Genomic DNA, 24421 nt, shown 5'->3' on the forward strand with positions numbered 1-24421 from the left:
TGATTACACGCGCTCGCGTGCCGCATGATGTTGTTTGGTACCGGAGGCCGGACTCGATGGTCCGACATTTCGGCCGGCACGCGCTCGCGTGCCGCATGACGTCAATCGAGTTTAGTGAGAACCGGTCTATCCCCCGTTAATTGGGGAGAGCCACGTTGTTTGGTACCGGAGGCCGGACTCGAACCGGCACGCTTTTTACGGCGGGGGATTTTGAATCCCCTGTGTCTACCAATTTCACCACTCCGGCAAAGAGTGCGGGCGTTGCCGAGGGCGGCCCGTGAAGAGGGCGCGATTATAGCAACCCGCGCCCGCGCTGCAATGATTTTCCTTAACCTCGCGCTGGTTTGCAGGTAGACTTCGCCCGGCTCGCGCGGTTCGCTGTGCGGGCATGGGTGGCGCCTCCGGGGCCGACATTCTGAGTATCGAAGGAGAAAAGATCATGGCGATGAAATTGGTCAAGAAGACAGACGAATACAGCATTTTCCAGCGTGGTGATGAGCGCTATGCAGTCAAGGACGCAAATCGCAAAGCGGTGAATGGCGACGAAAAAGTCCGCATTCTGTCTGCCGAAGGCTTGGTGAAGGCGCCGGCGCCAAAGGCGGTCGAAGCACCCGCGGAAGAGGCACCTGCAGAAGCGGCGGCCGAAGAAGCTGCTGTAGAGTCAGATGCAGCCGAAGGCGATGCCGAGGCCTGAGCGCCCCGATTGCGTGGAGAGCCGGCTTGAGGCCGGCTTTTTTTTCAATGAAACTTGACGATTTCCACTACGAATTGCCCCCGGAGCTGATCGCCCAGTATCCGCTCAAGGAGCGCAGCGCCAGCCGGTTACTGGTGTTGGACGGCGCCTCGGGCGCTACCCGGCACGGTGTGTTCAGCGCGTTGCCAGGCTGTTTGCAGCCCGGTGACCTGTTGGTATTCAACAACACCCGGGTGATTCCGGCCCGGCTTTGGGGGCAGAAAGCCACCGGCGGGCGCGTGGAGATCCTTATCGAGCGGATTACCGGGGAGCACACCGCCCTGGCACACATCCGCAGCAGCAAGTCGCCCAAGCCGGGCAGCGTCATCCACCTGTCCGCTGAACCCGGTGGAGCGCCCGGCCCGCTGCAGCTGACGGTGACCGGCCGCGAAGGCGCGTTGTTCCAGCTTGCATCGCCACCCCAGGTGGCCTTGCACAGCGTGCTGGCAGACATCGGCCACATGCCGCTGCCACCCTACATCGAACGGGGCGACGAAGCGGCGGATCAGGAGCGTTATCAAACCGTGTACGCGGAGCGTGCCGGTGCAGTGGCCGCCCCTACGGCCGGATTGCACTTCACGGAGGCGCTGCTGGAGCAGCTGGATGCCGCAGGCATCCAGCGTGCAACGGTGACCTTGCACGTCGGCGCCGGCACGTTCCAGCCAGTGCGGGTGGACAATATCCAGGAGCACCACATGCACGCCGAGTACCTGGAGGTGGATGCCGGCGTGTGTGCGGCGGTGGAAGCCACCCGCTTGCGCGGTGGTCGCGTGGTTGCCGTGGGGACCACGGCCGTGCGGTCACTGGAGTCCGCCGCCTGTGGCCAGGGTCGCATTGCACCGCTCACCGGCGACACAGACATATTCATCTACCCCGGATACCGCTTTCAGGTTGTGGATGCGATGATCACCAATTTTCATCTGCCGGAATCGACACTGTTGATGCTGGTCAGCGCCTTTTGCGGCCGCGACAACATGCTGGCCGCCTACCGGGAAGCGATCGCCGAGCGCTATCGCTTTTTCAGCTACGGGGACGCCATGTTCCTGACGCCCACGCCGGCTGCGATGGGGCCCCGATGAGCCGCCAGTGCCACATGCGGTTTGAGCAGTTGGGTAGCGACGGTGCAGCGCGGCGCGGGCGACTGCTGTTCCCGCGGGGCAGCGTTGAGACGCCTGCGTTCATGCCGGTGGGCACCTACGGTACCGTCAAGGGCATGCTGCCGCGCGATATCCGCGATATCGGCGCCGAGATCATTCTGGGCAACACTTTCCACCTCTGGTTGCGACCGGGTACCGACATCATCGAGCAGCATGGCGATCTGCATGACTTCATGGGCTGGAGCGGTCCCATCCTGACCGATTCCGGTGGTTTCCAGGTGTTCAGCCTGGGCGCCATGCGCAGGATCTCGGAAGAGGGCGTCCGCTTTCAGTCGCCGGTCGATGGGTCGAAGGTGTTTCTCGATCCGGAAACGTCAATGGCCATACAGCGCAAGCTGGGCTCTGATATCGTCATGATATTTGACGAGTGCACACCCTATCCGGCCACCGAGGCCGAGGCCCGCGCCTCCATGGAGCTGTCACTGCGCTGGGCAAGGCGCAGCCGCGACGCCCATGGCGATAGTGCCTCGGCCCTGTTTGGCATCGTCCAGGGTGGCATGTACGGGGACTTGCGTGCTGAATCCCTCGCTGGCCTGGAGTCGATCGGTTTTGACGGCTATGCCATCGGTGGGCTCTCTGTCGGCGAGCCCAAGGACGAGATGATTGCTGTGCTCGAGTCCCTCCAACATCGCCTGCCCGCCGACAAGCCGCGGTATCTCATGGGCGTAGGGACGCCGTCAGACCTGCTGCAGGGTGTGCTGCGCGGCGTCGATATGTTCGATTGCGTCATGCCGACGCGCAACGCCCGCAATGGCTTCATCTTCACCTCTCGCGGCGTGCTGAAGCTGCGCAATGCACGGCACAAGACCAGTACCCTGCCGCTGGACGAGCGCTGCGATTGCTACACCTGCCAGAACTTCTCCCGCGCCTACCTGCATCACCTGGACAAGTGCAACGAGATCCTGGGCTCGCAGCTCAACACCATCCACAACCTGCGCTACTACCAGAACCATATGGCCGGGATTCGCGCCGCGATTGAACAGGGCACCCTGGCGAGCTTTGCGGCCGGGTTTTATGCGGCCCAGGCAGAGGGTGTTTAAGCCGTGAACGATTCGGCGCAGTTGTTTCAGCGGCTGCGGGAGGCTCTGCCGCTGGCGCGAGCATCATGGACATGCAGCGGGCGCCAGGCGGGTGTGCTGGTGGCGCTCACCGATGAGCAGCGCCCCCGGGTCCTGCTGGGGCGCCGCGCCCTGCATTTGCCGCTGCACCCGGGCGAGATCGCCTTTCCCGGCGGCAAACGGGAAGCGGGCGATACGGGGCCCTGGGATACGGCACTGCGCGAGGCGTTCGAGGAAGTGGCCTGTCCGCCCGGCGCCGTGTGCCCGTTGGGGGAACTGCCCCCGCTGCTGACTCGCAGCGGTTATACCATCCACCCCTGCGTTGCGATCATTCCCGCATCGCTACCGCTGCGAGCGGACCCCGGTGAGGTGGCGGAATTACTGTTGCCGCGGCTCGAGCGCTTCGCCGACCCGGCGGGCTGGCACGTGCAGCACATGCCTGAGCCAGACAGCGGGCGCGTCACCCCGGTGCCGCATTTTCGCCTGCCGCGTGATACGGTATGGGGCACTTCGGCGCGAGCGTTGCTGCTGCTGGTGAACCTGGGGTTGCAGGCGCGGTTGGATTTGTCGACATTCAAGGAGAACAGGGAATGAAGTACAGCCTGGAAGGGCAGGCGGTAATGCTGATCGGCAGCGGGCATTTTATTGCCCCCAACGCCGCGGTTATCGGCGATGTCACCTTGCATGAAAACAGCAGCGTATGGTTCAGCTGTGTGCTGCGCGGCGATGCTGAACGTATTGAAGTTGGCGCGGGTAGCAATATCCAGGACGGTGCGGTATTGCATGCGGACCCGGGCTTTCCGATGGTGGTGGGCGCCAGCGTCACGGTGGGTCACAAGGCGATGCTGCACGGCTGCACCATCGGCGACGGCACCCTGGTGGGTATTGGTGCCATCGTCCTGAATGGCGCAAAAGTGGGGAACAACTGCCTGATTGGTGCCGGTGCGCTGGTCACCGAGGGCATGGAAATACCGGATGGCAGCCTGGTGCTGGGGGCTCCAGCGAAGGTAAAGCGCACGTTGTCTGCCGAGCAGCAGGCGGCGGTGGGTCTCAATGCCGAGCATTACGTGCAGAACGCGGCGCGATTCCAGCGCGGACTGCAGGAGCAGGCGTAATGGGGAATGCTGAACCTGCATCACCGTGCATTTCGGTCTGTCTGCTGGACGAGAACGATGTCTGCCTCGGCTGCTATCGCAGCGCGGAGGAAATCACCGATTGGTTCATGGCCAGCCCACAGGAAAAGCGCGAGATGCTCCTGCGGGCAGCGGAGCGCCGTCAGGCAGACGACAAGCCGCAACTGCGTTGATCAGCGCCGGGCCTTGCCCTTGACGGCCGCGGGAGAGGCTAGCACCGACTGCACGACATTGCCCTGCAGTTCGAGGATCTCCAGCCGGTAGCCGGCAATCGCCAGGCAGGCATTGCCGGCGGGAAACGACTCCAGGTACTCCAGAATCAGGCCGCTCAGGGTCTTTGGACCGTCGGTGGGCAGGTCCCAGTCCAGCGCCTTGTTCACATCGCGCAGGTTGGCGTTGCCGGCGATGATGTAGCTGCCGTCGCGCTGGGCAAAGATGCTGTCGCCGGTATCGCCCATGCGCGAGGTGAACTCGCCGACAATTTCTTCGAGAATATCCTCCAGGGCGACAATGCCCATCACCTCACCGTATTCGTCGACGACGATGGCCAGGCGCAGCTTGTTTTTCTGGAAGTGCAGCAATTGCGTGTGCAGGGGTGTGCTTTCTGGAATGAAGTAGGGTTCGTCCATCTCCCGCTCCAGCGCGCCGCGATCCAGGCCATGTTTGTCGATGACCCGGCTCAGGTTGCGCAGGTGAAGGACGCCGACGATATTGTTGATGTCGTCGCGCCAGACCGGCAAGCGGGTGTGGGTGGAGGCCTGCAGGCAGCGGAGAATTTCGTCATCACTGTCGTCCAGGTCGATACCGTAGACGTCATTGCGCGGCACCATCACATCGTCGACGCTGACCTCCTCGAGGTCGAGGATGTTCAGCAGCATGCCCCGATGTCGGGGGGGGATCAGTGCGCCGGCCTCGGTCACGATGGTGCGCAATTCCTCGGACGAGACGTGTTCTTCCTTGGCGGCCCCGGCATCCACACCGAGCAGGCGCAGAAGCCCGTTGGTCACCCCGTTCACCAGCCACACCACCGGGTACATCGCCTTCATCAGGGGCAGCAGAATCACGCTGGCCGGGAAGGCGATGCGTTCCGGGTACAGCGCGGCAATGGTTTTCGGGGTGATCTCGGCGAACACCAGGATCACCAGCGTGAGGCAGATGGTGGCGATGGCAATGCCCGCATCGCCCCACAGGCGAATGGCGATGACCGTGGCGATGGCTGAGGCCAGAATATTGACCGCGTTGTTGCCGATCAGGATCAGGCCGATGAGCCGGTCCGGACGATCCAGCAGCTTGCTCGCGCGCCGGGCGCCGCGGTGGTTCTGCTTTCTCAGGTGTTTCAGCCGATAGCGGTTGAGCGACATCATGCCGGTTTCCGAACTGGAGAAGAAACCAGACAGGAGAATGAGAACAACCAGGATGGACGACAGGAGACCCAGCGGGGCTTCGTTCAAAGCGGGGGCGAACCTTTGGCGTGAGTGGACCGCGTATCTTGAAGAAAAAGGCTGGCTGGGGCAACCCCCGGGGCGTTGCCCCCTGTGGCGGGCGCTCGCCTCTGATCCGCGGGTCTAGCCGCGTTGCAGCAGCAACTCCAGCACCAGTTTGGAGCCCAGGAAGGCGAGCATGAGGAGCAGGAAGCCGCCGATGGTGAAGCGCACCGCCGTTTGACTGCGCCAGCCAAGCTGGTAACGCCCCCACAGCAGGGTGGAGTAGATCACCCAGGCAAGCAGGGTCAGCACGGTTTTGTGCACGAGGTGCTGGGCAAAGAAATCGTCGACAAACAGAAATCCGGTAGCGATTGCCACGGTGAGCAGTATGACGCCCATCCACACCAGCTCGAAGAGCATGGTCTCCATCAGCTGCAGGGGTGGCAGGAAGCTGACGATGCCGGTGGCCCGGTGCTGTTTCAACTGCCTGTCCTGAACCGCCAGCAGGGCGGCCTGCACGGCGGCGATGGTCAGCACCGCATAGGCCAGAATGGATGAGGCAATGTGTACCAGCAGGCCGTTGTCCAGGGCTTCCGGTGTGGTGCTGGTCTGGGGGGCAAAGGCGGAAATGAGTACAGTGGAGGCAGACAGGGGCAGAAGCACGATCAACAGGTTCTGCAAGGGCCAGCGCACCAACCAGGTCACGCAAACCAGGTTGATGACGAAGGAGATCAGGGCGAGGATGCGATACAGCCCCAGGTGTATGCTGTGCTCGTCGAAGATGCTCGACCAGGCCACTAGCGCGTGGCAGGCCAGCGCCACGCCGCCCAGGACGATCACCGAGGTGCTCAGGCGCGGTTTTCGCTGCAGGATGTGCATCAGGTGCAGTCCCGCAGCTGCCAGGTAAAGCAGCGCGGCAGCAATGGCGAGCAGTGGCAGTGGCATGGTTGGGGGTTAGACCCGGGTGGCGTATACTGCGCCCCTTTGTACCGATTTGTCCGGCCATTGGCAATAGTGGCCGCCTGCTGCTGAGAGTTCTAGCGATGTTCGAGAGCCTGTCTGACCGCCTTTCCCAGAGTTTGCGCGCCATTACCGGCAAGGCGCGCCTCACCGAGGACAATATCCAGGAGACCCTGCGCGAAGTACGCATGGCCTTGCTGGAGGCCGATGTGGCGCTGCCGGTGGTCAAGGACTTCGTAGAGGCAGTGAAGCAGCGCGCGCTGGGCCAGGAAGTGAGCAAAAGCCTGAGCCCCGGCCAGGCGTTTCTGCGCATTGTGCAGGCAGAGCTCGAGGCAGTCATGGGCACTGCGAACGAGGGCCTGAACCTTGCCACGCAGCCACCGGCGATCATCCTCATGGCTGGTCTGCAGGGCGCGGGCAAGACCACGTCGGTCGCCAAGCTGGCGCGCCTGCTCAAAGAGCGCGACAAGAAATCGGTGACCGTGGTCAGCGCCGACGTTTACCGGCCGGCAGCGATCAAGCAGCTGGAAACCCTCGCCGCCGAGGTGGGTGTCGACTTCTTCCCCAGTGAGTCGCAGCAGGCGCCGGTGGACATCGCCAAAGCGGCGATGGAGCACGCCCGCATCCGTTTCAGCGACGTGCTGATTATCGATACCGCAGGGCGCCTCGCGGTGGATGAGGCAATGATGGCCGAGATCGCCGAGCTGCACCGGGTGACGCAACCTGTGGAGACGCTGTTTGTGGTGGACGCCATGACTGGCCAGGATGCCGCGAATACCGCAAAGGCCTTCGGCGAGGCACTGCCGCTCACCGGCGTTATCCTGACCAAGGTGGATGCAGATACCCGCGGTGGTGCGGCGCTGTCGGTGCGTACCATCACAGGCAAGCCCATCAAGTTCCTGGGTGTGGGCGAGAAAACCCAGGCGCTGGATCCATTCCACCCGGACCGGCTGGCGTCCCGCATCCTCGGCATGGGCGACGTGCTGTCGCTGATCGAGGAGGCCGAGCAAAAGGTCGACAAGCAAAAGGCCGAGCGCCTTGCACGCAAGGTAAAGAAGGGCGGGCGCTTCGACCTGGAGGATTTTCGCGACCAGTTGCAGCAGATGAACAACATGGGTGGCATCACCGGCATGCTCGATAAACTGCCGGGCATGGGCAACATGGCGCAGATGGCGCAGCAGAATCTCGACATGAAGATGTTTGCGCGCATGGAGGCCATGATCAACTCCATGACGGTCAAGGAACGGCGCAACCCGGACCTGATAGCGGGCTCACGCAAGCGGCGGATCTGCCTGGGTTCAGGCACCCAGGTGCAGGACCTCAATCGCCTGCTCAAACAGCACAAGCAGATGCAGAAAATGATGAAGAAAATGAAGGGCGGCGGCATGGAGCGGATGATGCGCGGCCTCGGCGGCATGATGCCGCCGGGCGGCGGCGGTGGTGGCGGTTTCCCCTTTCGGTAAGCCCCCAGAATCCTTGAAAATTTCCCGCCTGCGGGGCTTTTAAATCCTGCTGAAGTTCCGTATGATACGCCACCTTTGCGGCCGTGGTGCCGGTGTTTGTCGTGGGTGAGGCGGCAGGTTAGCCGCAGATCCCGACTCATTTTCAGGAAATTACGGAATATGGTAACAATTCGTCTTTCTCGTGGTGGTGCCAAGAAGCGCCCTTTCTATCATCTGACGGTGACTGACAGCCGCAAATCACGCGATGGTCGCTTCATCGAGCGCGTCGGCTTCTTCAACCCGGTCGCCCGTGGTCAGGAAGTGCGCCTCAACGTTGACGTCGAGCGGGTAGCGTTCTGGCAGAGCCAGGGGGCACAGCTGTCTGACCGCGTGGCCAAGCTGGTCAAGGAAGCTGCCACCGCTGCCTGAGACAGCGCCACCCGGGATGAATGAAGCCGCCAGGGAACGCCTCGTCATCGGCCGCATCACGGGCTGCTACGGGATCAAGGGCTGGGTGCGGATTCATTCATTCACCGAACCGATGGAGAACTTCCTCGAGTTCAAGGGTGTGAAAGTGCAGCGCCGCGGTGGTTATGAAGCCATCGAGTTTGATCAGGGGCGCAGGCAGGGCAAGGGGCTGGTAGCCCACATCCGCGGTGTCGATGACCGCGACCTTGCCGAGACATTCCAGGGCCTGGAGGTCAGCGTCGACAGTGATGCCCTGCCGGAACTGGAAGAGGGCGATTATTACTGGCACCAGCTGCAGGGTTTGCAGGTGTGGTGTCACACGGACAACGGTCAGGTGCTGCTCGGCGCAGTCGATTACCTGATCGAGACCGGAGCGAATGACGTGCTGGTGGTGAAGCCCTGTGAGGGCAGCATTGACCAGCGGGAACGGCTCATTCCCTGGCTGCCCGGCACCACCGTGCGGCAGGTTGACGTAGAGTCGGGACGGATAGATGTGGACTGGTTCCCGGAAGACTAGGAGCGGTTCACAGGGGGCGGATGGCGCACATGCACATTGCTTTGGTGAGCCTGTTCCCGGAAATGTTCAGCGCGGTCAGCGAGCACGGTATTACCGGGCGCGCGGTGCAGCAGGGGCTGGTGGGGCTCAGCCACAGCAACCCCCGGGACTTCACTGACGACCGCCACCGTACGGTGGACGACAGGCCGTTTGGCGGTGGTCCCGGCATGGTGATGAAGGTGGCACCCCTGGCGCAGGCGATACGCGCAGCCAGGGAGCAGGCAGCAGAGCCTGCGCGAGTGATCTACCTGTCGCCGCAGGGACGCAGGTTTGATCACCGCAAGGCGGTCACGCTGGCGCAGGAAAGAGCGCTGGTGCTGGTGGCAGGCCGCTACGAAGGTGTGGATGAGCGCCTGATTGAGCGCGAAGTCGATGAAGAGCTTTCCATCGGCGATTATGTGCTCTCGGGCGGTGAGTTGGCGGCCATGGTGGTCATGGACGCGGTGATCCGGCAACTGCCGGGTGTGTTGGGGCACGCGCTGTCGGCACAGGAAGACTCCTTTGCAGACGGCTTGCTGGATTGCCCGCACTACACCCGCCCCGAAGTGTATGGGGAGCAGGCAGTGCCGGAGGTATTGCTCAGCGGCGATCACGAGAAGATCCGCCGCTGGCGCCTCAAGCAGGCGCTGGGTCGCACGCTGGAGCGGCGCCCGGATCTGCTGGAGGGCAGGGCCCTGACGGCCGAGGAACAGGAACTGCTGGCACTGTATCGCCAGGAACGGAATTTGAGTTGATACGCTAGCTGTGAAGCTACGCACGTTAAATGACAGGAGCGCACCATGAGCACCAACAAGATTATCTCTCAGCTTGATGCTGAACAGATGCAAAAAGATCTGCCCGAGTTCAGCCCCGGTGACACCGTGGTGGTGCAGGTGAAAGTCAAGGAAGGCAACCGCGAGCGCCTGCAGGCGTTCGAGGGCGTGTGTATTGCCAAGCGTAACCGCGGCCTGAACTCGGCGTTCACCGTGCGCAAGATCTCCCACGGCGTGGGTGTGGAGCGCACGTTCCAGGCCTACAGCCCGCTGGTCGACAGCGTGACGGTCAAGCGCCGTGGTGACGTGCGTCAGGCCAAGCTCTACTACCTCCGCGAGCTGTCCGGTAAAGCGGCGCGCATCAAGGAAAAGCTCACAGCCAAGTAAGACTTATGCTCGCGAGCGGAAGCGGCCCCTGCGGCCGCTTTTTTGTGCGCCCGGTTTCCGCAGTTCTGTGCACTCTGAAACGGTGCTAGGCTAGTTCCCCATGCCCTCGCAAACTGACGCCACAGATCCCATCATCGAGCACTATATCGATGCCCTGTGGATGGAAAAAGGCCTGAGCCGCAACACCCTCGAAGCCTACCGTCGCGACCTGGGACACTACCAGCTTTGGCTTGCCGGCCGCCGGGTGAAACTGCTGGAGGCGGACCGCATCGACCTGCAGGCCTATCTGGCGGCGCGCCTCGGCAAGGGGCAATCCCCGCGCTCGACGGCGCGCTTCATGTCCTGCGTCCGTGGTTTCTACCGCTATCTGCTGCGTGAAGGGCGGCTTGACGCAGACCCGACACTCGATATCGACAGTCCGCAGCTGGGGCGCCCCCTGCCCAAATCCCTGTCCGAGCAGGATGTCGAGCGCCTGCTGGCGGCACCGGATACGGGTGACGCGCTGGAGTTTCGCGACAGGGCCATGCTGGAGCTGCTCTACGCCTGCGGCCTGCGGGTGTCCGAGCTTACCGGCCTGCAGCTGGTGCAGGTGAGCCTGAACCAGGGTGTGGTACGCGTGTTCGGCAAGGGCAGCAAGGAACGTCTGGTGCCGATGGGGGAGGAGGCGCTCAGCTGGTTGCAGCGGTTTTTTGCCGGTCCCCGGCAGGAACTGTTGAGGGGCGTACCCAGCGAGGCGGTGTTTCCCAGCCGCCGCGGCAGCATGATGACTCGCCAAGCGTTCTGGTATCGTATTAAACTCTACGCCCTGCGCGCCGGAATCAGTAAACCGCTGTCGCCGCATACGCTGCGTCATGCGTTTGCCACGCACCTGCTGAACCACGGCGCGGACCTGCGTGTGGTGCAGATGCTGCTCGGGCACAGCGACCTGACGACAACCCAGATTTACACCCACGTTGCCCGGCAGCGCATGCAGGAGCTGCACGCGCGCCACCACCCGCGGGGTTGAGGGCCGGTGGAACTTGTCGCATGCCCTGCGTTCCAAATTGCCGCAGAACACGAATCCCGGTGGCCGAGTCCGCCCGTAAACGAGGAATATTCATGATCAACCGAGTCCTGTCCCTGCTGCTGGCCTGCGTGCTGACCGGGTCCGTTTTTTCTGTCAGCGCCGCAGAGCCGGTGCCCGCGGAGATCGTGGACTCCCTGCGCAAGATGCTCGAAAGTCCCGCCAACGGTCTCAAGGTCGGCACGGTTGAGCACAGTGAGATCGATGGTATGTATGCAGTGCAGCTGGTAGACGGCCCGCTGGTATACGCCAATCGCAGTGGCCAGTTCTTCATTGTCGGCGACCTGTTTACGGTGGGGCCTGCCGGTTACGTCAACCTGGCGGAGAAACGTCGCGACGGGCAGCGCGCCGAGCAACTGGCCGGGCTGTCACCGGCCGACATGATCATCTTCCCGGCCCAGGGCGAGACGCGTTCACACATCACCGTCTTTACCGACGTCACCTGCTTTTACTGCCAGAAGCTGCATCGCGAGGTGCCGGAACTGAACAAGCGCGGTGTGGAGGTGCGCTATCTGGCCTACCCGCGCTCCGGGCTGGCATCAGAGGGTTACCGCAAGCTGGCCACTGCATGGTGTGCCGACGATCGGGCCGATGTGCTCACGCGCCTGAAGAACGGCGAGTCGATGGCGGACAACGTCTGCCAGGGCTCGCCGGTGGCTGATCAGTACCAGCTCGGGCAGTCGATGGGCGTACGCGGCACGCCTGCCATTATCACGGCCACGGGCCAGATGATCCCGGGCTACCAGCCCGCCGATGAGCTGATGGGTACCCTCGGTCTGGAATAGCGCCCGGACGCGGCGTTTCGCCGGCCTGCTCCGTTGACAGGCCGGGATGGACTCAGTACTGTTTGCCACCTTTTTTTTAGATTGCAGCCCCCAGGGGTTTGCCCAACCGAGTCCCAGTGCCGTGGAAGACCAGTTTCAGCGCATTCAGCGCCTGCCCCCTTATGTATTCAATATCATTGGTGAACTGAAGCAGCAGGCGCGCGCGGCGGGCCAGGACATTATCGACTTCGGTATGGGCAACCCGGACCAGCCCACGCCGTCGCACATTGTCGATAAACTGGTGGAGACGGCGCGCCGCGGCGACACACACCGCTACTCCCAGTCCAAGGGCATCCCCCGGTTGCGCAAGGCGATCTGCGACTGGTACCAGCGGCGTTACAACGTCACCCTGGATCCGAACAGCGAGGCGATTGTCACGCTGGGCTCGAAAGAAGGCCTGGCCCACCTCGCACTGGCCACCACCGGGCCCGGTGACGCCATTTTGGTGCCCAACCCGGCGTACCCCATTCACCCCTACGGTTTTGTGATTTCGGGCGCAGATATCCGCCATGTGCCGATGGGTGATGAAAACAGCTTCTTCGATGAACTGGAAAACGCAATCCGCAACAGCTGGCCCAGGCCCAAGATGCTGGTGTTGAGTTTTCCCTCCAACCCCACCGGCCAGGTGGTGGAACTGGAGTTCTTCGAGCGGGTCATCGCCGTCGCCCGGGAACACCAGATCTGGGTAGTGCAGGACCTCGCCTACGCCGACCTCTGCTATGACGGCTATGTGGCCCCGTCGATCCTGCAGGTGGAGGGCGCGAGGGAAGTGGCGGTGGAGTTCTTCAGCATGTCCAAGAGCTACAACATGCCGGGCTGGCGTGTGGGCTTCTGCTGTGGCAACCGGCAGCTGGTCGGCGCGCTGGGGCGTATGAAGTCCTACCTCGACTACGGCATGTTCACGCCCATCCAGGTCGCCGCCATCGCGGCCCTGGAGGGAGACCAGACCTGTGTGCAGGAAATCAACGCCATGTACAAGGCGCGGCGCGATGTGCTGTGCAGCGGCCTGAATGCGCTGGGCTGGCCGGTTACCCCGCCACGGGCGACCATGTTTGTGTGGGCGCGTATCCCCGAGTTCTACCAGCCACTGGGGTCTCTGGAGTTCAGCAAGAAGCTGTTGCAGGAGGCCCACGTGGCGGTGTCACCCGGTGTCGGCTTCGGTGAATACGGAGAGGGCTACGTGCGTTTTGGCCTGATCGAGAATGAGCACCGCACGCGGCAGGCACTGCGCAATATCAAGCGTATGTTTCGCGCCGATGGCCACACGGGAGCAGCGTGACCAATGACAGCTGAAGCAACAGGGGAGAACGTGGTGCAACCCGTGAGAATTGGCCTCTGCGGCCTCGGGACAGTGGGCAGCGGGACGTTCAACCTGCTGCGGGAAAATGCCGAGGCGATTGCGGCACGGGCACAGGCACCGCTGGCCATCGTGCATATCGGTGCACGCCGCGACAACCCGGCCTGCAATACCGCTGGCGTGCGCGTCAGCCGGGACATTTTCGAGGTTGTGGCAGACCCCGAGGTCGACGTGCTGGTGGAGCTGATTGGTGGCACCACCGTGGCCCGCGAGCTGGTAGAGGCCGCCATCCTCGCCGGCAAGCACGTGGTGACGGCAAACAAGGCGCTCATTGCGGAACACGGCAATGAGTTGTTTGCGCTGGCGGCGGAACACAATGTGGCAGTGCGCTATGAGGCGGCGGTGGCGGGTGGCATCCCGATCATCAAGGCCCTGCGTGAGGGCCTGGCGGGGAACCATATCGAATGGCTGGCGGGCATCATCAACGGCACCGGAAACTTTATCCTCAGCGAAATGCGTGAGCACCGTCGGGAGTTTGCCGACGTGCTGGCGGAGGCGCAGGCCCTGGGCTACGCGGAGGCCGACCCGACCTTTGACGTGGAAGGGATTGATGCGGCTCACAAGCTGGTGATTCTGGCATCCATCGCCTTCGGCATTCCCCTGCAGTTTGCCTCGGTGTACACCGAGGGCATCACGCGCCTCACGCCTCAGGACCTGGACTACGCCGAAGAACTGGGGTACCGGGTGAAGCATCTGGGTATCGCCAAGCAGGGGCCGCGCGGTGTGGAGTTGCGTGTGCACCCGACACTGATTCCGGAAGACCGCCTGCTGGCCAATGTGAATGGCGTGAAGAACGCGGTGCTGGTCGAGGGCAGCGCCGTCGGGCCGACGCTGTATTACGGTGCAGGCGCCGGTGGCAAACCCACCGCATCTGCAGTGGTCGCCGACCTGGTTGACCTGGCTCGGGACCTGAGCGCAGGCCAGGTCAGCCGGGTGCCCTCCCTGTCGTTCTCGAATGAAGCCCTGCGCGATCTGCCCATTGTGCCCATGGCCGACGTGGAGACACCCTGGTACCTGCGCATGGAGGCCGAGGATCGCACCGGCGTGCTGTCGCGTATTGCCACCATTTTCAGTGACCACGGTATCAGTATCGAGGCGTTGATCCAGAAGGCGCCCGCGCCGGGGCAGACGACGGTACCGCTGATCGTCCTGACCAATCGCGCAGCCCAGGGTCGGGTCGACGCGGCCGTTGCGCAAATCGAGGCACTGGACACCATCGAGGGCCAGGTCGTCAGAATCCGCGTTGAGCCGCTGGACGGCTAACAGGAGCAGATATGCAGTACATCAGCACCCGGGGCCAGGCCCCCGCACTGAACTTTGAGCAGGTCCTGCTGACCGGCCTGGCGTCCGATGGCGGCCTGTACGTACCCGAGAGCCTGCCCCGCTTCAGCCAGCAGGAGATCGCCGCCATGGCGGGTATGGACTACCCGCAGCTGGCCCAGCGCATCATCGAACCCTTCGTCGGTGACTGCATTCCCCGGGACGACCTGCGCGACCTCATCGCTGACACCTATGCGGTGTTCCGCCACGGCGCGGTTGCGCCGCTGGTGCAGATTGGCCACAACCAGTGGGTGCTGGAGCTGTTCCATGGCCCGACGCTTGCGTTCAAGGACTTTGCATTGCAGCTGCTGGGGCGCCTGCTGGATTACGTGCTGGAGCGCCGCCACCAGAAAGTGGTCATCATGGGTGCGACCTCCGGCGACACGGGCTCTGCCGCCATTGAGGGCTGCAAGCGCTGCAAAAATATCGACATCTTCATTCTGCATCCGCACGACCGCGTGTCGGAGGTGCAGCGCCGGCAGATGACCACGGTTGTGGGGGACAACATCCACAACATCGCCGTGCAGGGCAACTTCGATGACTGCCAGGCCATGGTCAAGGCCAGCTTCGGTGACCGCAGCTTCCTGCCGGATGACCGCCACCTTGTGGCCGTCAACTCGATCAACTGGGCGCGGATCATGGCGCAGATCGTGTACTACTTCTATGCGGCCCTGGCGCTCGGTGGTCCCGCGCGTCCTGTGGCGTTTTCCGTGCCTACCGGGAACTTTGGCGACATTTTCGCCGGTTACCTGGCGCACCAGATGGGCCTGCCCGTTGCGCAGCTGATTATCGCCACCAACCGCAATGACGTTCTGCACCGGGTGATGACCACCGCCACCTATGGCCGCCAGTCGTTGGAGCATACACTCTCACCGAGCATGGATATCACAGTATCCAGCAATTTTGAGCGCCTGCTCTTTGACCTCTACGATCGCGATGGCGCCGCGGTGGCGGCCATGATGCGTGACTTCGACAAGGGCGATATTCATTTCTCCGACACCGCGATGCAGCGCGCCCGGCAGCTGTTCTCCAGTTACCGCGTGCCCGACGAGGAAACCTGTGCACAGATTGCTGCCGTCTGGCAGGAGTCTGAATACCTGCTGGACCCGCACAGCGCGATTGGTGTCAAAGCGGCCCTGGCCTCAGGTATCGGCGACGGCATTCCGGTGGTGACCCTGGCAACGGCGCACCCGGCGAAGTTTCCGCAGGCTATCCAGCGTGCCGTGGTCGGCTGTGAGCCACCGCTGCCCCTGCACCTGGCCGATCTGTTTGATCGTACAGAGCGCTTTGAAGTGTTGCCCTGCGAACTGTCCGCCGTGCAGGCCTTCATGGCGAACCACCTCGGCGCCTGAGCGCCGGCGGAGTGATTCGACGCGTAGTTCGCCGCGCCCTGGCGCCCAGCCCCGAACTCGCGGCGGGCGGCCTGCCACCCCTGCTGGCGCGGGTCTATGCCAACCGCGGCGTGCGCAGCGCCCGTGACCTGCAATTATCCCTGCATGACTTGCTGCCACCCGAGACCCTGACCGGAGCGGATGCCGCAGCGTGCCTGCTGGCAGATGCCCTGGCCACCGGGCAGCGCCTGCTGGTGATCGGTGACTTCGATGCCGATGGTGCAACCAGCACCGCACTGGCGCTGGGCGCATTGCGTGCCATGGGCGCTGCAGAGGTCGATTACCTGGTACCCAATCGCTTCGAGTACGGCTACGGACTGACGCCGGAAATTGTCGCGCTGGCCGCCCGGCGCCAGCCGGACCTGATCATCACCGTGGACAACGGCATCGCCAGTATCGACGGTGTACGCGCCGCGCGCGCGCAGGGAATTGCCACACTGGTCACCGACCACCACCTCGCGGGGGAGACGCTGCCGGCGGCGGAGGTGATCGTCAACCCCAACCAGCCTGGCTGCGGCTTTGCCAGCAAGGCGCTGGCCGGTGTGGGGGTGATTTTCTATGTCATGCTCGCGCTGCGCGCTGAGCTGCGCCGCCGCGGCTGGTTTGCCCAGCGCGCCCTGCAGGAACCGAATCTGGCGGAATTCCTCGATCTGGTGGCGCTGGGCACGGTGGCCGACGTTGTCCCGTTGGATCGCAACAACCGGATACTGGTTGCGGCGGGGCTGCAGCGTATTCGCCGCTGCCTGGCCCGCCCGGGGCTGATTGCCCTGTTGGAAGTGGCAGGCCGCAACCCCGCGACCACCGTCGCGTCGGACCTCGGCTTCACCGTCGGGCCGCGATTGAATGCAGCAGGGCGGCTGGATGATATGTCGGTGGGTATCGAATGCCTGTTGTCACCCGGGCGCGAGCGCGCCGCGGACTACGCCGCCCGGCTGCAGCGCCTCAACGAAGAGCGGCGCCGTATTGAACACGGCATGCAGGAGGAAGCGCTGGCCTTGCTGGATCAGCTCGCGCCGCTCTCGGACACGGACGAGGTGCCTGCCGGCGTCACGCTGTATGAGCCCGGTTGGCACCAGGGCGTGATTGGTATTCTGGCGTCGCGGGTCAAGGAGCGTGTGCACCGGCCCACCGTGGTCTTCGCCGACGCCGGCCCCGACAGCGACGAGCTCAAGGGTTCTGCGCGCTCCATTCAGGGTATTCATGTACGGGATGTACTGGATGCAGTGGCAACGCGGCATCCCGGCCTGCTGAATCGGTTCGGCGGCCATGCGATGGCCGCGGGCCTGACCCTGCCGCGGGCACACTATGCAGCCTTTGCCATAGCCTTCGTCGCCGAAGTGGAGCGGCACGGCCGCGACCTCGATCTGGAGGCGGTGCTGGAGTCGGACGGCGAACTCGCGCCCTCTGATTTTGATCTGGCGCTGGCCGAGTCCCTGCGTCTCGGCGGACCCTGGGGGCAACATTTCCCGGAGCCCCTGTTCGATGGCCGCTTTCGCCTTGTGCAGCAACGGTTGGTGGCAGGGAAGCACCTAAAGCTTGTTCTCGGCCTGCCCGGCTCGCATGAGATGCTCGACGCCATCGCCTTCAACGTGGATCTCGAGCGCTGGCCGGATGACGAGGCGCAGTGGGTGCGCGCCGCCTATCGGCTGGATGTGAACGAGTTTCGCGGACGGCGCAGCCTGCAGCTTGTCGTCGAGCAGCTGGAGGCCGTATAGGCGGCTCCTGTGGCTCGCCGGTGGCCTGTTTTTGTTCCCTACGGTACACTGCGCGCCTTTTCCCGCAGGACAGGCGCGTCATGTTAGAGATCAATCCGCTGTTACAGACCCTCAAGGACATCGAGGCACGCACCGCCGTGCTGAGGGGGTATCTTTGACTTCGATACCCGCAAGGAACGCCTCGCTGAAGTAGAACTGGAGCTTGCCGAGCCCAGCGTCTGGGACAAGCCGGAGCGGGCCCAGGAACTGGGGCGGGAGCGCGCGGCACTGGAAAAAATCGTCTCCACCATCGAACACCTGGACGGTGCCACCGGTGACGCCGCCGACCTGCTCGAGCTGGCAGCCGTCGAGGATGACGAGGGCACGGTGGCCGAGGTGCGCGCGGATATCGAGGCGCTGCTGAAACAGCTGGAGCAGCTGGAATTCCGGCGTATGTTTTCGGGTGAGATGGACCCGAACAACGCCTACCTGGATGTGCAGGCTGGCTCCGGTGGCACGGAAGCCCAGGACTGGGCGGAAATGCTGCTGCGCATGTACCTGCGCTGGGGTGAAGCCAGCGGCTTCAAGACCGACCTGATCGAAGTGTCTGCGGGGGAGGTCGCCGGTATCAAGAGCGCGACCATCCACTTCGAGGGCGAATACGCCTTCGGCTGGCTGCGCACTGAAACTGGCGTACATCGGCTGGTGCGCAAGTCGCCGTTCGACTCCGGGAACCGTCGACACACGTCCTTCGTGTCGGTGTTCGTCTCGCCGGAAATCGACGATGACATCGAAATCGACATCAATCCCGCCGACCTGCGCGTCGACACCTATCGCTCCAGCGGGGCAGGCGGGCAGCACGTCAACAAGACCGACTCCGCCGTGCGGATTACCCACAACCCCAGTGGCGTGGTTGTCTCCTGCCAGACCGAGCGCTCGCAGCACCAGAACCGCGACCGGGCGATGAAAATGCTGCGTGCCAAGCTGTATGAGCTGGAGATGCTCAAGCGCAGCGAAGCGAAGCAGGCGACGGAAGACAGCAAGGCGGATATCGGCTGGGGCAGCCAGATCCGCTCCTATGTGCTCGACCAATCGCGGATCAAGGATCTGCGCACCGGTGTTGAAACGAGCAACACGCAGGCGGTGCTGGACGGCGATATCGACCTGTTTATCGAAGCCTCACTGAAAAAAGGGCTGTAGGACGACTTATGAAAGAGCAGGATCAGGCCGCGCGTGGCCCGGAAGAGGAAAACAAGCTGGTCGCCGAGCGGCGCGGCAAGCTCCGCCAGCTGCGTGCGAGACGCAACGCCTTCCCCAACGACTTCAGGCGCACCGGGTGGGCCGCCGACCTGCAGCGTGAATACGGCGCCAGCAGCAAGCAGCAGCTCGAGGAGGACGACCAGCATTTTGCCGTAGCCGGGCGTTTGATCCGCAATCGCGGCGCGTTCCTGCTGATCCAGGACGGGTCCGGCCAGATACAGCTGTACCTGAACCGCAAGGGGCTGGACGAGGACACACTCGCCGAGATCAAGAGCTGGGACCTGGGTGATATCGTCTGTGCCGAGGGACCGCTGCACAAGTCCGGCAAGGGCGACCTGTACATCAACATGGAAAGTGCCCGTCTGCTGACCAAGGCCCTGCGCCCCCTGCCAGACAAATACCATGGCCTGTCGGATCAGGAGTTGCGCTATCGCCAGCGCTACGTGGACCTGATTGTGAACCCGGACTCCCGCGCCGTGTTCACCCTGCGCTCGCGCATTGTGCGTTTTATTCGCGACTACATGGATGGACGCGGCTTCATGGAAGTTGAGACACCCATGATGCAGGTGATTCCGGGCGGTGCCGCCGCGAAGCCTTTCGTTACGCACCACAACGCGCTGGATCTGGATATGTACCTGCGCATTGCGCCCGAGCTCTACCTCAAGCGGCTGGTGGTGGGCGGCTTTGAACAGGTGTACGAGATCAACCGGAATTTCCGCAACGAGGGTTTGTCCACGCGGCACAACCCCGAGTTCACCATGCTGGAATTCTACTGGGCCTACGCGGATTATCGTGATGCCATGGACCTGACCGAGGACATGCTGCGCCAGCTCACCGCGACGGTGCTGGGCGATACGCGCGTGACCTATCAGGGCTCGGAGTATGATTTCTCGCGGCCTTTCACCCGCATGACGGTGTTCGATGCCATTCTCAGCCACAACCCCGGCATGCGCGCCGATGCGCTGTCGGACGAGCAGGGCGCGCGGGCCATCGCCGCCGAGCTCGGGATACCGCTGAAAGACAGCTGGGGCCTGGGCAAGGTGCAGATCGAAATCTTCGAGAAAACCGTGGAGCACCGGCTGGATCAGCCTACCTTCATCACCGCCTATCCTACCGAGGTGTCACCCCTGGCGCGGCGCAGCGACGCAGACCCGTTTGTGACAGACCGTTTTGAGTTTTTCGTCGGCGGCCGGGAGCTTGCCAACGGCTTCTCCGAGCTGAACGATGCCGAGGACCAGGCAGAGCGTTTCCGGGCGCAGGTGGCCGAGAAAGATGCCGGCGATGAAGAGGCGATGCACTACGATGCCGACTATATCCGCGCGCTGGAATACGGCATGCCGCCCACGGCGGGCGAGGGTATTGGCATCGACCGGCTGGTCATGCTGCTCACGGATTCGCCCTCCATTCGCGATGTTCTGCTGTTCCCGCACCTGCGCCCTGAATGAGTGCCGACGCTGCCGGTTGTCGCGTTTACCGTGGGAAGGCTCACGCCCCGGTGGTACACTGACGGCGTGACAGTCAGCCCGAGGACACTGCCGTGAGCCCCTTTCTGCCCCCACTCCTGCTGGCCAGTGCGCTGCTTGGCTTGTCTGCCTGCGCGGCCACGCCGGAGTCCGCAGAGGCGCCCTCGGAGGCGCCGCCCGCAGAGGCCGGCGCCGCCGTCACGGAGGCACCGCAGCTGACCTTGAACCTGCCGTCCCGGTCCGGCTGTGATTGCGCGAGCAAGCCGGCGAGCCGCGACTACACCTTTCTGGAACGCGGCTATCGCGCCCTGAGTGAGGGGGATGCGGTGGCTGCCCTGCAGCATTTCCAGCGCTACAAGCGCCTTGAGCTGGAGCCTGCGGCGCAGTGGGAGGCGGATATCGCGATCGCCTATCTGGGCATGTTGCCCGACAGCCCGTTCTACGACCACGATGCGGCGGAAGCGACCTTCCGCCGTCTGGTGGCACAGTTTACCGATGAGATGCAGGTGCACCCCACGGCACTGCTGATGCGGGACTCCCTGGCGGCCTTTGCCCTGCTGAACCGGCACATCTCCGACCTCGAGAGCAGCAATGCCACCCTGCGGGAAGATCTGCAAAAGCGCGAGGAGGCGATCAAGCGCTTGCGGGAGCTGACTCTCGGACCTTCACGGGCAGTTCAACCGTAAACTCGGAACCGGCCCCGGGTGTGCTGCGGACGCTGATGTGGCCACCCATCAGCGTGCAGTACTCGCGGCAGATTGCCAGGCCGAGGCCGGTGCCACCGTAGTTGGCGCTGATGGCGTTCTCTGCCTGCACAAAGGCATCAAAAATGCGCGCCTGCTGGGCTGCATCCATACCGATGCCGGTATCGCGCACCGTGCAGCGCAGCCAGTCCGCGCCGTCCTTCTGATAACACGCCGCCGTCAGGTGCACCTCTCCATCCCGGGTGAACTTGCAGGCGTTGCTGAGCAGGTTGAGAAAAATCTGCCGGAAGCGCGTTGCATCGGCGTACAGCGGTGGCAGCTGCGACCAGTCGGGCCGGTATAGCTGGTTGTTGCGCTCGCGCAGCATGGGGGTCATGGCGTCACACACCTGCTGCAGGATGTCGCCAGCGGCGAAGGTTTCTAGGTGCAGGGTCATCTTGCCGGTTTCAATCTTCGACAGGTCCAGAATGTCGTTGATCAGGGCCAGCAGCTGGCGTCCCGAGCGCACGATCTTTTCGAGGTCGTCGCGGAACTGTTCGCGGTCTACTTCACCGGGGTCTTCCAGTTCGTCCTGCAGCATTTCGCTGTAGCCGATGATGGCGTTGAGCGGCGTGCGCAGTTCGTGACTGACATTGGCGAGGAACCGGCTCTTGGCCGCGTTGGCGTCGTCCGCGTCGTCCTTGGCGCGGCGCACATCCTCGATGGCGCGGCGCATCTTGTCCGACATGTCGTTGAACGCCTTGGCGAGATCGCCCAGTTCGCCGCGATCGTCGAAGTCGGCGATACGGTAGTCGAGGTCACCCATGCCGATGCGCTCGGTGCCGCGCTTGAGCCGTTTCAGCGAGCGCTTGGTGTAGCGCAGCAGGTAGAAGCCGAGCAAGGCGGTGAGGAAAATGGTGGCGACAAAGCCGATGACGGTAATGCGGTCGGTGAGCGCGATGGTCCGGTCGATGATGGTCGAGCGCTGGGCGGCGATGAAGGCCTGGCGCTGCTCCAGCTGGCGCAGATGCTCCAGCGTCTCCACAAAGGGCAGGGGGTCATCAATGTCACTGTCGAAGTCGGGATCGTTGAAATTGCGGTAGAACGCCAGCCAGCTGTCCAGCAGGTAGCGGCTCGCCTGCTGCAGTTTCTCGTACTGCGGGCGGGTGACCTCGCTGGTCAGCGCGCCGAGTTCGGTCAGCTTGCTGTCGATGCTTGCGATGTCGGCTTCCGCGTCCGCCAGCTCGTCACCATCCAGCATGTCGCCGGTGGTTTCACGCAGGGTTTCCAGCACCAGGATCTGCTGGCGCTGGTTTTCCAGCAGTTGGGCCGCATCCGTGGACAACTGCGCTGCGGTGACCGAGCTGCGATAGGCGAGCATGCTTTCCTGGCGTGCGTAGCTGCCCCAGAAGTGGGTGCCGACGTTGATCGAAAACAGCACAAGGATGGTGCACAGCGACAGGGTAAGGCGGCGGCGCAGGCTCATGCGGGCAACAATCGCTGGATTTTCGCCAGCAGCCCGGGAAAGTCGATGGGCTTGGTGGCGTAGTCGTCGCAACCGGCGGCCAGTGCGCTCTGTCGGTCCGTCTCCATCGCGTGTGCGGTGAGGGCGATGATCGGGATGCCCTTGAGCCGGGGGTCCTGGCGGGCCGCGCGGCAGGCGCTCCAGCCGTCCAGCACAGGCAGGTTCATGTCCATCAGTACCAGCGCCGGGGCTTCACTGGCCATCAGCCGCAGTGCCTGTTCGCCGTCTGCTGCGGTGACCACCCGAAAGCCCGCTCGCGTCAGGCGCCTGGCCAGCATCTCGCAATTGATCGCGTTGTCCTCCACCAGCAGGATGGTGGCTTGCTCAGCCATCGGTTTGCTCCTCGATACGGTGCACCACGACGGTCTGGTCGAGCCCGCGGGCATCCAGTTCACGGCGGTTGCTCAGTCGGTAGCGCCCGGTCAGTTTATTGACGGTGCTCTCTGAAATCAGTATTTCACCACCCAGACAGTGGTCTTCTATTCGCGAAGTCACATTCATGGGGTGGCCGACGAAGCCGTATTTGCTGCGCCGCTCGGAGCCGATATTGCCGGCAATCACGGCGCCGGTATTGAGGGCGATGCCGGTGGCGAGTGCCGGCAGACCGGCGGCGGTATTGTCTGCGTTGATGCCGTCCATCGCCGCCTGCATGGCCAGCGCACAGCGCACCGCCCGGTCGGCGTCGTCGTCGCGGCGCTGCGGCGCACCGAATACGGCGAGGATGGCGTCACCAATGAATTCATCGATAGTGCCGTTGTGCGCCATGATGATGTCGGTCATGGCGCCGAGGTAGCGGTTCAGCATCGCGACCACCTCGGCGGGGGCCAGGTGCTCGCTGAGGCTGGTGAAGCCCCGGATGTCCGACATCATGATGGTGACTTCGCGCAGGTCCCCGCCAAGCTCGAGCCCTTCCGGGCGCTCCAGGATGTCGGTGACAATTTCATCAGACAGGTAGCGGCCGAAGGTGGCGCGGATGAACTTTTCGTTGCGCTCCAGCTGTTGTCGATACTGTTCTTCCCGGTCGTGCCAGCGCTTGCGCTCAATGCCGGCCTTGATCCGCGCCTGCAGCAACACCGGGTTGAAAGGCTTGAACAGGTAGTCATCGGCACCCGCCTCAATGCAGGCGATGATGCCGTCCATGTCCTGACTGCCGGAGATCACGATCACCGGTGTGGCACGCCAGTCCGGATTGGCCTTGATGCGGCGCAGCACCTCGCGCCCGTCCATGTCGGGCATCATCAGGTCCAGCAACACCACATCGACGTCAGACTCCGCCAGCGCGCGCAGCGCTTCGGCACCGCTGGCAGCCGTGACTACCAGGTGCCCGGAACGCGACAGGTAGCGCGCCACCAGCTCCCGGTTCTCGGCAAGGTCGTCCACCGCGAGGATAAACCCCGGCTCAGCGGCGACCGTGGGTGCCCGGCTTGCCGCGCTGCGATTGACGGTACCCGTGGCGGCGCTCTCCGTCGCTTTCAGCAGCCGCGCCAGGCTGTCAGCGAGGTCGGGCTGCTGCGAACCGATGTCCTCCTGCAGCATTTCGGCATAGCCACGGATGCCGGTGATGGTGTTCATCAGGTCATGATGATTGCTGGCGGCGGTGAGCTGCTGATCCAGTGTCGCAGCGAGGCTGAAGATGCGCTGCAGATCCTCCATGGCGGAGGCCGGCAGATGCTCGCCGCGCCCGCTGGCCAGGGCGCGCAGGTCGGTGACGGCGCCGCGCAGAATGTGGCTCCAGAGGTCGGGCAGGCTGGTGCTGTCGTGACTCACGTGG

At 63.6% G+C, this 24421-nt stretch carries 25 protein-coding genes and 1 tRNA gene; 20 read left to right on the forward strand and 6 right to left on the reverse strand.

Features of this window, described 5'->3' with window-relative positions; genetic code table 11:
- Positions 1–160 precede the first annotated feature (160 nt).
- A tRNA-Leu gene (locus tag AACZ17_RS12375) sits at positions 161–247 on the reverse strand.
- Between the two features lie 192 nt (positions 248–439).
- Here AACZ17_RS12375 and AACZ17_RS12380 point away from each other — a divergent pair.
- Genes AACZ17_RS12380 through AACZ17_RS12405 form a run of 6 tightly spaced genes read left to right on the forward strand, consistent with a single transcriptional unit; the run spans position 440 to position 4254 of the window.
- Complete coding sequence (locus AACZ17_RS12380) at positions 440–694, forward strand: hypothetical protein (RefSeq protein ID WP_290739911.1); 255 nt, start codon at positions 440–442, stop codon at positions 692–694.
- A 47-nt stretch (positions 695–741) separates the two neighbouring features.
- Positions 742–1812 carry a tRNA preQ1(34) S-adenosylmethionine ribosyltransferase-isomerase QueA gene (queA, locus tag AACZ17_RS12385; protein WP_290739913.1) on the forward strand — a complete coding sequence of 357 codons (1071 nt, stop codon included), beginning with the start codon at positions 742–744 and terminating at the stop codon, positions 1810–1812.
- Positions 1809–2930, forward strand: coding sequence for a tRNA guanosine(34) transglycosylase Tgt (tgt, locus tag AACZ17_RS12390; RefSeq protein WP_290739915.1), 1122 nt, complete (start codon positions 1809–1811; stop codon positions 2928–2930). Before queA ends, tgt begins: the two co-directional genes overlap by 4 nt.
- 3 nt (positions 2931–2933) lie before the next feature.
- Entirely contained in the window at positions 2934–3542 is a 609-nt protein-coding gene (locus AACZ17_RS12395; protein WP_339638350.1) for a CoA pyrophosphatase, read from the forward strand.
- On the forward strand, positions 3539–4063 hold the full coding sequence (locus AACZ17_RS12400; protein WP_290739921.1) for a gamma carbonic anhydrase family protein: 525 nt from the start codon (positions 3539–3541) through the stop codon (positions 4061–4063). Before AACZ17_RS12395 ends, AACZ17_RS12400 begins: the two co-directional genes overlap by 4 nt.
- Entirely contained in the window at positions 4063–4254 is a 192-nt protein-coding gene (locus AACZ17_RS12405; protein WP_290739924.1) for a DUF1289 domain-containing protein, read from the forward strand. Before AACZ17_RS12400 ends, AACZ17_RS12405 begins: the two co-directional genes overlap by 1 nt.
- On the opposite strand, the gene AACZ17_RS12410 is transcribed toward AACZ17_RS12405, so the two are convergent.
- Together AACZ17_RS12410 and ccsA are read right to left on the reverse strand one after the other, a co-directional pair.
- The gene (locus AACZ17_RS12410; RefSeq protein WP_290739927.1) at positions 4255–5532 is read right to left on the reverse strand and encodes an HlyC/CorC family transporter; all 1278 of its coding nucleotides are present in this window, start codon (positions 5530–5532) and stop codon (positions 4255–4257) included.
- Between the two features lie 114 nt (positions 5533–5646).
- Positions 5647–6450 carry a cytochrome c biogenesis protein CcsA gene (gene ccsA / locus AACZ17_RS12415; RefSeq protein WP_339638353.1) on the reverse strand — a complete coding sequence of 268 codons (804 nt, stop codon included), beginning with the start codon at positions 6448–6450 and terminating at the stop codon, positions 5647–5649.
- A 98-nt stretch (positions 6451–6548) separates the two neighbouring features.
- Between ccsA and ffh the strand changes: the two genes are divergently transcribed.
- The 14 genes from ffh to AACZ17_RS12485 all read left to right on the forward strand — a co-directional run bounded on the left by ffh (position 6549) and on the right by AACZ17_RS12485 (position 21128).
- Positions 6549–7928: a signal recognition particle protein gene (ffh, locus tag AACZ17_RS12420; protein ID WP_339638355.1), complete on the forward strand. Its 1380-nt coding sequence runs from the start codon at positions 6549–6551 to the stop codon at positions 7926–7928.
- Positions 7929–8087: 159 nt separating this feature from the next.
- A complete protein-coding gene (gene rpsP, locus AACZ17_RS12425; RefSeq protein ID WP_290739930.1) occupies positions 8088–8336 on the forward strand; it encodes a 30S ribosomal protein S16 in 249 nt (82 codons plus the stop codon).
- Between the two features lie 16 nt (positions 8337–8352).
- The gene (rimM, locus tag AACZ17_RS12430; RefSeq protein WP_290739934.1) at positions 8353–8892 is read left to right on the forward strand and encodes a ribosome maturation factor RimM; all 540 of its coding nucleotides are present in this window, start codon (positions 8353–8355) and stop codon (positions 8890–8892) included.
- Between the two features lie 20 nt (positions 8893–8912).
- The gene (gene trmD / locus AACZ17_RS12435) at positions 8913–9665 is read left to right on the forward strand and encodes a tRNA (guanosine(37)-N1)-methyltransferase TrmD (RefSeq protein ID WP_290739938.1); all 753 of its coding nucleotides are present in this window, start codon (positions 8913–8915) and stop codon (positions 9663–9665) included.
- A 45-nt stretch (positions 9666–9710) separates the two neighbouring features.
- On the forward strand, positions 9711–10070 hold the full coding sequence (rplS, locus tag AACZ17_RS12440; protein ID WP_290739941.1) for a 50S ribosomal protein L19: 360 nt from the start codon (positions 9711–9713) through the stop codon (positions 10068–10070).
- Positions 10071–10170: 100 nt separating this feature from the next.
- Complete coding sequence (gene xerD, locus AACZ17_RS12445) at positions 10171–11076, forward strand: site-specific tyrosine recombinase XerD (protein ID WP_290739944.1); 906 nt, start codon at positions 10171–10173, stop codon at positions 11074–11076.
- A gap of 92 nt (positions 11077–11168) precedes the next feature.
- Positions 11169–11918, forward strand: coding sequence for a DsbC family protein (locus AACZ17_RS12450; protein ID WP_290739947.1), 750 nt, complete (start codon positions 11169–11171; stop codon positions 11916–11918).
- Between the two features lie 121 nt (positions 11919–12039).
- Complete coding sequence (gene alaC, locus AACZ17_RS12455; protein ID WP_290739949.1) at positions 12040–13236, forward strand: alanine transaminase; 1197 nt, start codon at positions 12040–12042, stop codon at positions 13234–13236.
- 3 nt (positions 13237–13239) lie between these two features.
- On the forward strand, positions 13240–14577 hold the full coding sequence (locus AACZ17_RS12460) for a homoserine dehydrogenase (protein ID WP_290739952.1): 1338 nt from the start codon (positions 13240–13242) through the stop codon (positions 14575–14577).
- Positions 14578–14588: 11 nt separating this feature from the next.
- Positions 14589–15986 carry a threonine synthase gene (thrC, locus tag AACZ17_RS12465; protein WP_290739954.1) on the forward strand — a complete coding sequence of 466 codons (1398 nt, stop codon included), beginning with the start codon at positions 14589–14591 and terminating at the stop codon, positions 15984–15986.
- An 11-nt stretch (positions 15987–15997) separates the two neighbouring features.
- Positions 15998–17740 (forward strand): single-stranded-DNA-specific exonuclease RecJ, encoded by a 1743-nt coding sequence (gene recJ, locus AACZ17_RS12470; RefSeq protein WP_290739958.1) that lies wholly within the window; start codon positions 15998–16000, stop codon positions 17738–17740.
- A gap of 80 nt (positions 17741–17820) precedes the next feature.
- Positions 17821–18919, forward strand: a protein-coding gene (prfB, locus tag AACZ17_RS12475) for a peptide chain release factor 2 (protein WP_290739961.1) whose coding sequence is annotated in 2 segments (ribosomal slippage) — positions 17821–17895 and positions 17897–18919 — 1098 coding nt in all. Because the reading frame shifts where the segments join, the coding sequence is not laid out codon by codon here.
- Positions 18920–18927: 8 nt separating this feature from the next.
- On the forward strand, positions 18928–20424 hold the full coding sequence (gene lysS, locus AACZ17_RS12480; protein WP_290739964.1) for a lysine--tRNA ligase: 1497 nt from the start codon (positions 18928–18930) through the stop codon (positions 20422–20424).
- Between the two features lie 92 nt (positions 20425–20516).
- Positions 20517–21128, forward strand: a complete 612-nt coding sequence (locus AACZ17_RS12485) for a hypothetical protein (protein ID WP_290739967.1) — start codon at positions 20517–20519, stop codon at positions 21126–21128.
- Here the strand turns inward: AACZ17_RS12485 and AACZ17_RS12490 are convergent.
- Genes AACZ17_RS12490 through AACZ17_RS12500 form a run of 3 tightly spaced genes read right to left on the reverse strand, consistent with a single transcriptional unit; the run spans position 21076 to position 24417 of the window.
- Positions 21076–22611 (reverse strand): HAMP domain-containing sensor histidine kinase, encoded by a 1536-nt coding sequence (locus tag AACZ17_RS12490; protein WP_290739971.1) that lies wholly within the window; start codon positions 22609–22611, stop codon positions 21076–21078. The two genes, AACZ17_RS12485 and AACZ17_RS12490, sit on opposite strands and share 53 nt — an antisense overlap.
- A complete protein-coding gene (locus tag AACZ17_RS12495; RefSeq protein ID WP_290739974.1) occupies positions 22608–22982 on the reverse strand; it encodes a response regulator in 375 nt (124 codons plus the stop codon). The genes AACZ17_RS12490 and AACZ17_RS12495 overlap by 4 nt, the downstream gene beginning before the upstream one ends.
- On the reverse strand, positions 22975–24417 hold the full coding sequence (locus AACZ17_RS12500) for an adenylate/guanylate cyclase domain-containing protein (protein WP_290739977.1): 1443 nt from the start codon (positions 24415–24417) through the stop codon (positions 22975–22977). The genes AACZ17_RS12495 and AACZ17_RS12500 overlap by 8 nt, the downstream gene beginning before the upstream one ends.
- Between the last annotated feature and the right edge of the window lie 4 nt (positions 24418–24421).

Source organism: uncultured Haliea sp., from assembly GCF_963973825.1.
Classification (GTDB): Bacteria; Pseudomonadota; Gammaproteobacteria; order Pseudomonadales; family Halieaceae; genus Haliea.